The 12,999-nt window shown below is 45.1% G+C and carries 13 protein-coding genes; 3 read left to right on the top strand and 10 right to left on the bottom strand.

Going from position 1 to position 12,999, the window contains the following annotated elements; genetic code table 11:
- Positions 1-77: 77 nt before the first annotated feature.
- The 3 genes from NFI81_RS24270 to NFI81_RS24260 form a co-directional block, all read right to left on the bottom strand.
- Positions 78-1,292: an ATP-grasp domain-containing protein gene (locus NFI81_RS24270; protein ID WP_234616076.1), complete on the bottom strand. Its 1,215-nt coding sequence runs from the start codon at positions 1,290-1,292 to the stop codon at positions 78-80.
- 108 nt (positions 1,293-1,400) lie between these two features.
- The gene (locus NFI81_RS24265; protein ID WP_234616075.1) at positions 1,401-2,792 is read right to left on the bottom strand and encodes a leucyl aminopeptidase family protein; all 1,392 of its coding nucleotides are present in this window, start codon (positions 2,790-2,792) and stop codon (positions 1,401-1,403) included.
- A gap of 67 nt (positions 2,793-2,859) precedes the next feature.
- Positions 2,860-4,410, bottom strand: a complete 1,551-nt coding sequence (locus NFI81_RS24260; protein WP_234616074.1) for a M20/M25/M40 family metallo-hydrolase — start codon at positions 4,408-4,410, stop codon at positions 2,860-2,862.
- A gap of 38 nt (positions 4,411-4,448) precedes the next feature.
- Between NFI81_RS24260 and NFI81_RS24255 the strand changes: the two genes are divergently transcribed.
- Together NFI81_RS24255 and NFI81_RS24250 are read left to right on the top strand one after the other, a co-directional pair.
- Entirely contained in the window at positions 4,449-5,363 is a 915-nt protein-coding gene (locus NFI81_RS24255; protein WP_234616073.1) for a UbiA family prenyltransferase, read from the top strand.
- 3 nt (positions 5,364-5,366) lie between these two features.
- A complete protein-coding gene (locus NFI81_RS24250) occupies positions 5,367-5,996 on the top strand; it encodes a class I SAM-dependent methyltransferase (RefSeq protein WP_234616072.1) in 630 nt (209 codons plus the stop codon).
- Here the strand turns inward: NFI81_RS24250 and NFI81_RS24245 are convergent.
- The gene (locus NFI81_RS24245) at positions 5,993-6,892 is read right to left on the bottom strand and encodes an EamA family transporter (protein ID WP_234616071.1); all 900 of its coding nucleotides are present in this window, start codon (positions 6,890-6,892) and stop codon (positions 5,993-5,995) included. The genes NFI81_RS24250 and NFI81_RS24245 overlap by 4 nt on opposite strands.
- 185 nt (positions 6,893-7,077) lie before the next feature.
- Here NFI81_RS24245 and NFI81_RS24240 point away from each other — a divergent pair, with 185 nt between their 5' ends.
- Complete coding sequence (locus NFI81_RS24240) at positions 7,078-7,875, top strand: HAD family hydrolase (RefSeq protein ID WP_234616070.1); 798 nt, start codon at positions 7,078-7,080, stop codon at positions 7,873-7,875.
- A gap of 8 nt (positions 7,876-7,883) precedes the next feature.
- Here NFI81_RS24240 and fabF read toward each other — a convergent pair whose 3' ends face one another.
- The 6 genes from fabF to NFI81_RS24210 form a co-directional block, all read right to left on the bottom strand.
- Positions 7,884-9,134 carry a beta-ketoacyl-ACP synthase II gene (gene fabF / locus NFI81_RS24235; RefSeq protein WP_234616069.1) on the bottom strand — a complete coding sequence of 417 codons (1,251 nt, stop codon included), beginning with the start codon at positions 9,132-9,134 and terminating at the stop codon, positions 7,884-7,886.
- A gap of 33 nt (positions 9,135-9,167) precedes the next feature.
- Entirely contained in the window at positions 9,168-9,404 is a 237-nt protein-coding gene (locus NFI81_RS24230) for a DUF2798 domain-containing protein (RefSeq protein WP_234616068.1), read from the bottom strand.
- A gap of 48 nt (positions 9,405-9,452) precedes the next feature.
- On the bottom strand, positions 9,453-10,202 hold the full coding sequence (locus NFI81_RS24225; protein ID WP_234616067.1) for an SDR family oxidoreductase: 750 nt from the start codon (positions 10,200-10,202) through the stop codon (positions 9,453-9,455).
- Positions 10,203-10,273: 71 nt separating this feature from the next.
- The gene (locus NFI81_RS24220; protein WP_234616066.1) at positions 10,274-10,858 is read right to left on the bottom strand and encodes a TetR/AcrR family transcriptional regulator; all 585 of its coding nucleotides are present in this window, start codon (positions 10,856-10,858) and stop codon (positions 10,274-10,276) included.
- 145 nt (positions 10,859-11,003) lie between these two features.
- A complete protein-coding gene (locus NFI81_RS24215; RefSeq protein ID WP_234616065.1) occupies positions 11,004-12,272 on the bottom strand; it encodes a PQQ-dependent sugar dehydrogenase in 1,269 nt (422 codons plus the stop codon).
- Between the two features lie 129 nt (positions 12,273-12,401).
- A complete protein-coding gene (locus NFI81_RS24210; protein ID WP_234616064.1) occupies positions 12,402-12,956 on the bottom strand; it encodes a DUF2911 domain-containing protein in 555 nt (184 codons plus the stop codon).
- Positions 12,957-12,999 lie beyond the last annotated feature (43 nt).

Genomic DNA, 12,999 nt, shown 5'->3' with positions numbered 1-12,999 from the left:
TAAATAAAAAAGCATTCAGGTTGTACGCGTAACTAATACAACCTGAATGCTTTAATGCAATGTTATTTATGACTTAGCTAATGTGTTGGCCTGTCCGGTGCGGGTGCCGACGCATGGTAATCTCTCTGGATAATGTCCGCATATTGATCTAACAACTCTATCACCTTCTCGCGAGATTTCGCCCTGACGACCAACCCAACATGGTAAGGCTCATGCATGCGCCAGACAATTTCGGGATCATTGAAAACGGAAAGATCCGGCCACTCATGTCTTGCCAGGGAAATAATGATGCCCGAATAATCTTTTCTGACAGCCGGCAATTTATAATTATCCCCCTTGGCCTCCGCCGTCTCCATTTTGGCCCATTCTTTCCAGAGGTTAATCCCCGAAGACGCTTCCACCATTTCCGAAAGATTAGCCCCTCCTACGCGGGACGACGTTTCAAGAAAATAATATTTCCCATCATCATGACAGCGTATTACCTCCGTATGCGATGCACTGTGCTTCAACCCGAATGCTTTCAAAAGATCCACCGCGAGCGTTTCTAATGCATGCTCTTCCGAGGAATCAAACGGCACGGTTACCGACCTGAAAATGCCACCTCCGTGCGCCACATCAAAAGGCGGCGCCAGATATTTGCTGTTCCAGGAAAAGATAACCCGGCCATTATACGAGATAGAATCGACATGGTAAACATGGCCGGGCTTATACTGCTCCACCAAATAAGCATGTCTTTTATCACCAAGCTCATGAATGGTTTCCCACAACTCCGCAGCATTTTCCATTTTCTTTATCCCCGTAGCCGAAGCCTCAGACCTCGGTTTGATCATCCAGGGACCAGGATATTTTTCTATAAATGCATTAATGGCGTCATCATTAAAAAGTGCAGAAAAACCCGGAACTAAAATCCCCGATTCGGCCGCCTTGGTGCGCATAGCCAGTTTATCTCTAAAATATCTTCCCGTTGTTTGCCCCATGCCCGGAATCCTGAAATATTCCCTAATATGCGCCGCTTTTTCCACGTCAAAATCATCCAGCGCCACCACACGATCGATGGGCCTTTCGCGCATGATGTAGGCGAGACCGTTGATGATCTCGTTCATGTTGTAAGTGCCGTCTTCCCCTTCCTCCACATAAAAAAACTCGTCAACCGCGTCCCTAACCCATGGCTTATGCTCCAATTTTTTGGCTGTAATGAGGAAGACCTTGTTACCAGACTCCTTTAAAGCTTTCAGAAAATCGTTTCCCTTGAAGTATGTTGATATGCAAAGAAACGTAAGCGCTCGGGCCATAAAAATGATCTTTCGTGGAAAGTAGCTGACAAAAATTCTGAATGATTAACCCAAAACTTGCTTTTTCAAATCTAGCAAAAAGAACCAATTTAGCAAGGGAAGGGCCATTTAAATTATCCCTGACAAGAAAACGCGTAATAATCGAACGCCATAAGCCGTCCCCGCCCGGCCAGGCGCAAATTCTGTATCACCGAATGCTGTTCCGGCAATGTCCAGGTGCGCCCATGCCGGGTGCTCGTCCGTGAATGCTTCTAAAAATTTAGCCGCGACGATAGCGCCGGCCAGGGGCTTTCCATGATAATTCTTCACATCCGCAATGTCGGATGCGATTTCTTCTTTATATGAATCCCAAATCGGCAACCGCCACATTCTTTCGCCGGTAATGTCTCCCGCTTGGGCCAATGATTCTGCGAGCGCATTGTTTGGCGTAAAAAGTCCGGCGGCTTCGTAACCCAATGTCTGGATCACGCTTCCGGTAAGCGTTGCCAGATCGATAACTGTGTCTGGTTTGAACTCCCGGATCGCGTAGCTGAGTCCGTCCGCGAGGATTAACCTCCCCTCGGCGTCCGTATCAATCACTTCAATGGTTTTGCCTGAATAGGAACCAATGACATCACCAGGCTTCATCGAAAGTCCGTCCACACTGTTTTCGGTTGATGGAATTACCCCAATGATTCGCACAGGAATTTTCAGTTGCGCAGCCAGTTCAACCGCTCCCAAAACAGCCGCCGCGCCGCCCATATCGCTTTTCATCAAATGCATATTGGCAGCAGTTTTGATGGAAATCCCGCCCGTATCGAACGTTACGCCCTTTCCTACCAATGCAACTGTTCTGGTGTAATGCTCCGGTTCATATTCCAACACGATCATCAGCGGCGGAGCTTCACTGCCTTTTCCGACTGCCAGCAATGCGAGCATACCGAGCTCTTCAAGCCTGGATTTATCAAGCACAGTCACCTTATAACCGTTTTTTTCTCCTGATTCAGTCGCCCATTCAGCCAGCGTTGCAGGATTTTTGTAGTTAGAAGGCGCATTCATTAAGTCCATGATCCGCATCTGGACCAATGCAGTCTTTTGAGCAATATATAATGCATCGTCGATTTCCGGGGAATGCTTTTCGGCTAGGACGGATAATGTTCCGGTTTTGAAAAAAGCGCTTAATGGCTTGGGTTCTGTTTTGTAGAGTTGGAGATCGTAGCCCCCCAAAATGATCCCGTTCACTGCATTTTCGATCCAATCGGGTGTACGTCCTTTGCAATCCAAGACGATTTCGTCCGGCCAGCGATCTTTGCGCTTGAAAAACAGTGATCTGAAAATCTTGATGATACCCGGAAGCTGCGGTGATTTCCCTAACCCAATCCAGAGTTCACGGGAAGAATACCACCATATTTCACCTTTCTCAGCCTTGAACATGGCTTGATTTTCAGGCTCAAAACCTTGCTCAAACGGACGGATCAGCAACAATTCTTCCGTTGCCTCCGATAATTGTTTTATCTGCATTGTATGTTGTCAATCAATAAAAAATATTTCAAATGCCTTCCCCAAAACGCGCTCAATGTGACAATGCTTAATCCAGTCCGCCCCGACGTGTTGGCTTTCTCGGCTCAGGCCAAGCTCCTGGCTCGCCCTTTGAATTTAATGGTAAAACACTTTTCTCACGTGAAGTCTTGGCAGGATCTTCACTGGCCTGATAAGCCATGATCGCAGCCAGAATTGCATTGCTGCGCACATCATCAAACACGATCTTATCGTAAGTATCGCGGTTGGTATGCCATGTATATGTCCCGTAAGACCAGTTCAAAGAGCTTAACGAGAATGCAGGCGCGCCAGCTGCAACAAATGAAGCAAAATCAGATCCGCCGGCGCCCGGTGCACCCGGAAATTTGGATTCAATCGGCGCCTTAATGTTGTCAGGAACCTTGGCCAGCCAGCGGCTAAGATATTCGTAGGAATTCAAAAAACCCTGTCCTGAAAGGTTAATAACCCTTCCTGTGCCGTTATCCTGATTAAAAACCGCCTGAATGTTCTGAACAATTTCCGGATGGTCCTCCACGAACGCCCGCGAGCCATTCAGTCCCTGCTCCTCGCTCCCCCAATGTCCAACAAGGATCGTTCTTTTCGGATTGGGATACACTTTTTTGAGAATGCGCATGGCCTCCATCATCACAATTGTGCCCGTTCCGTTGTCTGTCGCGCCTGTTCCGCCATCCCATGAATCGAAATGAGCGGAGAGTATTACGTATTCATTGGGATTTTCTGAGCCCTTAATTTCTCCAATTGTATTAAATGTCTGGCTCACGCCTGTTTCCTTCGCATCTGCACGCACGCTGATCTTCGGCGTGTGCCCTGATTCCGACAAGCGATATAGCAGGCCGTAATCTTCCAGTGAAATGTCAACAGTTGGAATCGTTTTGGTGTAAGCACCAAAAATCTTGTTGGCACCAAAACCCTTTGACCAATAAGACATTACAACGCCTGCCGCTCCTGCTTTTTCTAACGCCAGTGGCAAAGTGCGTGCCGTATAACCACTTTTTTTCAAACGATCTGCCCAGGCCTCCGTCTGCACGTCGCGCTCTTTTTTCATTTTTTCAAATGATTCTTTGGTCGCAAATTCCTGCCAGTTATAATCCGGCCGGCCCGTTGGCTGGTTCACGCTGATCATCACAAATTTGCCTTTCGCTGTCTGAAGCCATTTCTGGAAAGCCAGCGAATCTGCCACGTCGGGAAGAATGATCACCTCGGCCGTAACCGTTTTTCCACCCGTTCCCGGGCTCCAGGCCAATTGCATTCCTTCCAGCGATTTCACTCTTGGCGCCACCATATCAATGTGCGACACGCCGCGTTCCCAACCACGCCATTCACCCCACTTTTCGTTTTTCGCCGTAATGTTCCAACCTTTATATTTCGCCACCGCCCATTCGTGCGCCTGCTGCATTTGCGGCGACCCTACGAGCCTTGGCCCGATCACGTCCATTAATTCATGCGCCAGTTTTTCCAGTTGTGAGTTTTCGGTTGCTTCTTTAACTATATTTTCAACAATCGGATCTTTGCTCTGCGAGAAACCGTGCTGTATCTGAATAATGGAAAACAATAGGAAAAGGAAGGAGATTCTTTTCATGAAAATGTTGGTTTAAGAATTGATCGGTTACCTAATATATGGTAAAAAAAATTGTTTCATTCGTCTTCTTTGCAAATTACTTCGTTGGCCTGCTGGCCGTCGCGTTGTCTCTGGAGACGATGTTTCAACTTGGTTTGCCTTTCAATGCGGTTCCCTACTATATCCTGATTTTTTGCGCTACGGTGTTTTATTACACCATTGCTTACTCCATTCCGCCGGGTTCCACATTTTCCAGTAACCCGCGAACTGAGTGGTATCGAACGCATTACCGGTTTACACGTGTGAGCCAATATGTCCTTTTTACCATTTGTGCAGGGATCGCTGGCTGGCTTTTAATTCGTGATTTTAATAAACTGCTCCATTTACCCGTCGCAAACTGGCTGCTCATTTTAAGCATTCCTACCGCTGCGATCCTGTATTACGGCTTGCTCCCAAAATCCATTATCTCATTTAATTTACGACATACGGGCTGGTTGAAAGCGTTCGTGATCGGCTTTGTTTGGGCTGGATTCGTGAATGTGTTTCCTATCACAATGCTGCGGATTGAGCAGGACATTGTCGTTCATGAGCCCATTTTCATGTTTTGGTTATTTATAAAAAACTGGATGTTCTGCACAGTGAATGCTATCATGTTCGATATGAAAGATTATGCAGATGACGCGAACATTCAGCTGAAAACGTTCGCGGTGCGGATGGGCCTCGGGAACACCATCGTTTATGTGCTGGTGCCCTTGTCACTTATTGGCTTGCTTTCTTTCCTTGCCTTTGCCTATTTCAGGCATTTGAGCGGCCCAAGCATTATTCTGAACATGCTTCCATTCGTATGTCTTCTAAGCGTTGCATTTGCTTTACAAAAGCCAAAAAGTGTCTTGTTTTATCTGATCGTGATAGACGGATTATTATTATTAAAAGCCATTTGCGGCATTGCCGGGAGTTTTTTCACTTTGCATTGAGCCATGAATAACAACTATGATCGCACGGCAGGGTTTTACGACACGCTCTCAAATGTTGTATTCGGAGATGCATTAATGGAGGCTCAGCGTTCTGGTTTGAAGTTCATTCCAGAGAAAGCGAAAATCCTTATTGCGGGCGGAGGAACGGGTGTGATTTTGGAGGAAATCACGCGTTTAAGGCCAGTTGGCATTAACATTACTTACGTCGAGATCTCGGAGAAAATGATTGAGGTGGCGAAGAAACGGAATGTAGGAGAAAATAATGTTCAGTTTGTGAATGTCGCAATCGAATCATTCCAGTCAGATGAACGGTTTGATGTGATCATTACTTCGTTTTTGTTTGATAATTTCAAACAGGATAAAGCAGAAGTTGTTTTTAATGTGCTTGATAATCTGCTCGTTCCAAACGGAGTTTGGCTTTTTACTGACTTTAATGTTGATCAAAATCACAGTAAAATCTGGCAGAAATGGCTCTTGAAATCTATGTATCTCTTTTTCAAAGTCCTCTCGAAAGTAGAAGCGAGCAAGCTTCCTGAGACCGAAAAGCTGTTTGCTAATGCAGGATACAAAGTGGTTTTTCAGAAATTGTTTTACCGGAATTTTATCAAATCATTGGTATACCAAAAACCTTAACCCAATGCTGCCCGCCTTCTTCCGAAAATAAACCGCTCATTGAAAACGACGATCGAGATCAAGATCAACGAGTAAGCTGTGATCTGGATTGCATTGATAGGCTCGTGAAAGTATAACAGTGCGATCACGAAGTTCATTAAGGGATTGATATACAACAAAATGCCCATCGTCGAGGACGTCACGCCTTGCAACGCATACAGGTTCATATACAACGGCACAATGGTAAACAGCACGGCGATCAGGAAAATGAGTGCGTAAAATGAGAATTCTGTGGGTAATGCTTCGCTGTATTGCGGATAAAATGGAAGGAGCAGCAAAGCTGAAAAAAGGATCTGCACCGTCAATACCAGGAATTTATCCATACCCGTATTTTTCCGCTGGCTAACCAGATAGAATGCATACGAAGCAGCTACGATGAGACTGTAAGCAATGTCTGCTACATTACTGAACGACAACAACATACAACTCGCAACGCTCATTAAAACGGCCGTCCATTGCCATTTGCTTAATTTTTCATTTAATACAAAATAGGCAATCACGGTCGTCATAATCGGGCAAACCAGATACGCGAATGATGCTGCTTTTACACTAATGTGGTTCATCACGTAAATAAAGAAAAACCAGTTGGCCGTCAACAAGAATCCCCCTGCCAATGTGAGTATAGTAACCCGTTTTCTTTGCGCCACAGGCATTTGACGGAAAATTGAGATGTTTTCTTTCAAAACTTTAATCCGAACGAAAAGGCTGATGACCGCCATGATAACGGCGCAAAAAAGGACGCGGTAAAAGAGAATGTCAAGGGAAGCGTAAGCTTTAAGCGGTTTCAAAGCCAGACTAAAAAATCCCCAGATTACAAACGAGATAAATGCTGCCAGATAGTATTTTGAAAATTTCATGGAGCTGGTAAAGTGTATCAAATGGCGTGGATGGACTGTTTTTAGAAAACAGCAAAATTGTAACACGGGTTCGGAGGCACTGAAAATCATTCGTTTCTCAACTTATGATGTTTTAATAATGCAAAAACACGGAACCTTAGCCGACATTTTTGGCTTGATTTAAGTGTTAACGATACAATTTGAATATGACTTTTTCCGATATCAGGCTTGTAGCGACCGACATGGACGGGACGCTTTTGAACTCCAAACACGAAATACACGAATCCTTCTTCCCCATTTTCAGAAAATTAAAAGACCGCGGCGTGATATTTGTTGCTGCCAGCGGACGCCAATATTTCAATCTGGCCAAAGCATTGGAACAGGTGAAAGACGAAGTAATTTTTGCTGCGGAAAATGGCAGCTATGTTGTTTTTAAAGACGAAGAAATTCATATTCAGGCCATAGACGCGGACATTGTGAGGGAATTGGTAAAAATTTCCCGCCCTATCAAAGACACTTACGCGGTGATTTGCGGAAAGAAAAAGGCTTACGTCGAAAATGATGAACCTGAATTTATCAATCATTTAAAACTTTATTTCGAAAGATATGAGGTCGTTAAAGATCTGACGGAAGTTACGGATGACCAGTTTCTCAAATTCACACTTTGCGACCTGGCCGGTTCCGAGGCGAACAGTTATCCCCATTACAAGCATTTTGAGGACAAGTTGCAAGTGAAAGTTTCCGGGCCGATTTGGCTGGATATTTCACATAAAAAAGCCAATAAAGGGCGTGCTATGGAAGTTTTGCAGGAGAAATTCAATGTGACTTTTGACCAAACCATGATCTTCGGGGATTACCTTAATGACCTCGAAATGCTTCAAAAAGGACATTATTCTTACGCCATGGCCAATGCGCATCCGGATATCAAAAAAATAGCCCGTTTCATCGCTAAGAGTAACGATGAAAACGGGGTTGTTGAAATCCTTTCGGAAATTACCGATTAGCCTGCCGGCTAGTCGGTGTATTTTTTAAATATAGAAGTTGCCGTATGGCCGCCAAAACCGAATGTGTTGTTCAGTGCATAATTCACGGTTTGCTTCACGGAATCACCTAAGATAATGTTCATTCCTTCCGGCGTGGCATCATCCAGCGTCTCCGTATTGATCGTTCCCGGGATAATGTCATGCTTTACAGCCAGCGCGCAAACAATGGCCTCAATGGCTCCGGCTGCACCTAACAAGTGCCCTGTCATCGATTTTGTGGCGCTGATCGCAACCTGATGGTCGCCAAAAACAGTCTTAATTCCGTTCAGTTCGCTCATATCACCGAGTCCGGTTGACGTTGCGTGCGCATTTACGTAATCGATCTTGTCCGGCGTGATTTCCGCTTCTTTTAAAGCCTTTCTCATTCCCAAAGCGGCGCCCATTCCGTCCGGCGGCGTGCCCGTTAAGTGGTAAGCATCTGCTGCCATTCCGCCACCAACGATCTCTGCGTAGATTTTTGCACCGCGTGCCACTGCATAATCCAGATCTTCAAGGATCAATGCGGCCGCGCCTTCGCCCATGACGAATCCATCGCGGTCCTTATCGAACGGACGGGATGCCTTTTCAGGCAAGTCATTGCGTTTGGATAATGCCTGCGCCGCGCCAAAACCGCCCAGTGCTGAATAAATAATGGCTGCTTCCGATCCTCCCGCAACCATCAGCTTCGCTTTTCCCATTTTAATGGTATCAAAAGCGCTGATCACCGCTGTGTTGGACGATGCGCAAGCTGAAACGGTGCAGTAATTGGGTCCGTGCAGTTTGTGACGAATAGAAATAACGCCCGCTGCAATGTCCACGATCATTTTCGGAATAAAGAAGGGACTGAAACGTGGAACGCCATTCGATGCATGGAATTCCAGCAACTGATCTTCAAAAGTGCCCATTCCACCATTTCCTGTTGCCCAGATCACGCCCATATCATAGCGGTCTTCTACGTCAATGGTGCTGAAATCTAGTCCGGCGTCTTTAATTGCTGTGTCTGAAGCGGCTATCGCATACTGCGTGTGCAGGTCAAACTTTTTAAGCTCTTTCTTCTCAATATAATCTTCCGGATTGAAGTTGCGGACTTCGCAGCCGAATTGCGTCTTAAACTTAGAAACATCCATTTTCGTAATGGTAGCAGCACCGCTTTTACCATTCACAATATTTTCCCAAAATTCATCTACCGAATTTCCGAGGGGAGAGATAACTCCCAAACCAGTAACAACTACTCTTCTCATAAAAATTTAGAATTTTCTCGACAACATCAGAAGTTATTCTTCAAACTCCTGAGTCACTGCATCTTTGAATAAGGCTTCCACCATTTTTTGCACTCTTGGACCTACCAGCAATATCACCGGAATGACTATCGTATAGGCCATAATCCAGGATTTCAGCCAAATCACCAAAAAATTGGCAACAAATCCAATATTTATAGAAACCAAACTGAAGGAAATTATACCCGTGGTGATCACTCCCATAATCATCGCAAACGCAATTTTCTGCTTCATTTTCTGTTTTTATTAAGTTTTATAATTGTTACCGGCGGATACTTGATATTAAGCAACGGGCACAGGATTCATCGCCGCAAGCGCTTGTTCGGGAGATTGTAGGAATAATCCAAACAAGTCTGCTGTCCGGCCAACGCGGATTTCGTATGTTTCATTTTCAAATGCATGGATCAAAGCCTCGGCCACTTCACGGGCAGGAATGCCATTTTCTCCACCTATCTCTGTTGAAAAATCGGTGTTCACCAGCGGCGGCATCAGTTCAAAAACTTTAACGTCCGTTGATTTTTCCAATGTCAGGCGCAGCGACTGTGTGTAGGAATGCAATGCGGCCTTGCTGGCAGCATAAGTGGGGATCACGTGATTTGGTACGTATGCCACAATGCTTGATACATTTACGATAGCCGCTTCTGTTTGCACGCTCAGCAATGGCAACAGTTTTTGGTTAAGCCCAACAATGGATAGATAATTAGTCACGATTTCTTCTTCTGCCCTTTCATAAGCATTGTCAACACTATCAAGCACATAATAAGAGGCCGCTCCTGCATTGTTAATTACCACATTGATATTTGGAAAATCGCTTTTCAAAGTCGCAACCAGTTTGTCAACATCCTGCTTGTTAGCAACGTCACTTACAATCGCCGTTGTATTTTTAAGCTTCGATGCCGCACTGGCAAGCCGCGCCTCATTTCTGCCGGTAATAATAACGTTGTTGCCTTTTTCGGAAAAGATCTTTGCAATCTCAAATCCGATTCCTGCGCTTCCTCCTGTGATCAGAACTGTGTTCCCTGTAGTTTTCATTTTTGCTTTTGTTTAATTGAATTATCAAATATTAAATATACCGATCGGTATATTTATGGTTAAAAAAATAGTTACAAATCGTCAATCATTTTTTTCACGGCTCTCATTATGGATTTCCTGTATTGCAGCTTCCCGGTTACTTTACTGATCATAATGCCGCCTTCAACCAGCGCGATCAATGTGATGGCAACATCCTCCGGGTCAATGTCAGCGCTTAGCTCATTATCTGCAACACCTTTTTTTAATAATGCTTCAATTTTATTTTTCCAGGCATAAATGGCGTCGGCTGCTTTTTGGCGGAGTGGCGGATGCGTGTCGTCAGCTTCGATGGAAGTGTTGAGAATGGGGCAACCGCCTTCGGGAAAAGGATAAGTGAGAAAATTTTCATAAATGCGCACATATACCAGCAACTTCTCCTTCACCGATTTCTGCGCATCCATCTCAGCCTGAACGGCTGTAAACATTTTTTTCAGGTTGAAATCAAAAGCCGCCAGGGCCACTTCGTCCTTATTCCGAAAATTCCCGTAAATGCTTCCTTTCGTCAGGCCCGTTGCTTCGATCATATCATTAATTGAAGTGCCTGAATAGCCTTTTACATTGAAAATCGGTGCCGTTTTTTCAATAATAAATTGTCTGGTTTTTTCTGCCTTGTTCATGTGCTTCAAATTAACAATGCAAAAATATACCGTTCGGTATATTTTTGCAAGTAATCGCTCATTTATTTTTAATATTATTTTACCAAAACAAAAAAGCGGCCTGGTTTGGTGACCAGGCCGCTTAATCATCTCCAAAAGCTTATTTCTATTTCGCGCTTACACGCCATATCGTATTTCCGGAGTCGTCATTGACTAGCATAGAACCATCTTCCATAACCGTCACGCCAACCGGGCGACCGTAAACCTTCTTTTCGTTTTCTACGAAACCCGTCAAAAAATCTTCCGGCTTACCGGCAGGCTTACCGTTTTTGAAAGGCACGAAAATAACCTTGTAACCCGACAATTTCGAGCGGTTCCAGGAACCGTGCTGGCCGATGAATGCGCCATTCTGATATTTGGCCGGGAATTGTGTTTTGTCATAAAATGCAAGCCCTAATGAAGCCGTATGCGATCCAACAGGCACATCCGGCACGAGCGATTTTGCAACCAGGTCAGGCCGTTCGCCTTTTCTTCTAGGATCTTCGTTTTTACCAAAATAGGCATATGGCCAGCCATAAAATCCGCCTTCCTTCACGCTGGTAATGTAATCCGGCACCAGCTCGTCACCCAACTTATCACGCTCATTCACAGCCGTCCACAACATATTTGAGCCTGGAGCCCAGTCCATTCCAACCGGATTTCGCAAGCCGCTCGCATAGATCCTCTCACCCGATCCGTCCGGGTTAACCTCCAAAATATTAGCCCGCCGCTTTTCCTCATCGATTCCGTGATCTGCCACATTGCTGGCAGATCCAACCGAAATGTAAATTTTGGAGCCGTCTGCATTTGCCACCAAATTCCTCGTCCAGTGATTGTTATATCCGCCAGCAGGCAAATCCACGATCTTTTCTCCTTTGCTTGTGATTTTTGTTTCACCGCTTTTGTAAGGATATCGGTAAAGGCCATTCGTATTGGCCACATAGAAGTGATCTTTCAACACAAGCATTCCGAGCGGCTGTTTCAGATTTTCCATGAAAATTTCCCTGATCTCAGGCTTGCCATCTTTATTTACATCACGCAAAAGTGTGATCCTGTCCGCGCTCTTTTTTGTATTGGATTCTGCAACGAAAACGTCACCATTGGGTGCTACGTATGTCCAACGAGGGCTTTTGAGCTTATCGGCATATTTGGTAACAGTAAAACCTGCCGGGGCCACCGGCGTTTTTCCATCCGGCCATCCGGCTTCCTCGGGCCTGTTTTCAACCGATTCGGTCGTGAATGGCGCGGGTAATTTCAGGCTGTCTGTAACTGTTGCTACTGAATCTGATCCGCTGTTTGCGGCTTCTTCCTTTTCTTCTTCGCTAACCTTGCTGCTGCACCCGGCTAGTGATACGGCCAAACAGGCGCACGCGAGTATGAGGCTATTTCTCTTCATTTGTTGATGGATTTTAATATAAAAAGCAGATCATCGGTTTCTCAACCATTGATCTGCTTTTTTACAATAATGATGCCAGTTTGCTTGAAAGAGCACATTAGGCAACCAGGAACTATACTAATGCGCTGGTCAGAAGCTAACAGGAACCTCTACCACAGATGAAGCCCAGCCCATGAACATTTTGGCCGAAGTGTCTGAAACCTTCTCAAAAATGATCGAGAAATTTTCGATCGGCGCTTCTGCGTTCTTCACGGGAGCTGTTATGCGAAGCACATCATTTGCTTCTTTGTACTTGTATGCGCCCCAATAATCAAGGTCCGAGCTCAGGATAACTGTCCATTCTTTTTCGCCCGGAATGGTGAAAAGAGAATAGGTGCCTGCCTTTATTTTTTTGCCGCCAAATGTTGCATCCTGATAAAATTTGATTTCAGTGGATTCGTCCGCGCCCGTTCTCCACACCTTTCCATAAGGTTCCAATTTACCAAAAGCCTCTCTTCCTTTTAAATAAGGACGGCTGTATGAAACTTTCACCAACGCTTTTTCGCCGTCTTTGCGGTCGTGGGCAAAATGGTCAGGAAAGTAAGCAATGTCACGCGGACTTTTATCCAGCGGCCTGAATTTCTGCGCCTGCGCCGCAAATGCAACAATGATCAATGTCAAGGAAAGGAAAAATGCTTTTTTCATAAAAATGGATTGATTTTGAAAATAAAATTAAACTTAAAATCGA

This window comes from Dyadobacter fanqingshengii (assembly GCF_023822005.2).
Classification (GTDB): domain Bacteria; phylum Bacteroidota; class Bacteroidia; order Cytophagales; family Spirosomataceae; genus Dyadobacter; species Dyadobacter fanqingshengii.
Note: the sequence above shows the minus strand (reverse complement) of the source record. Positions and strands in the feature narration are given on the sequence as shown.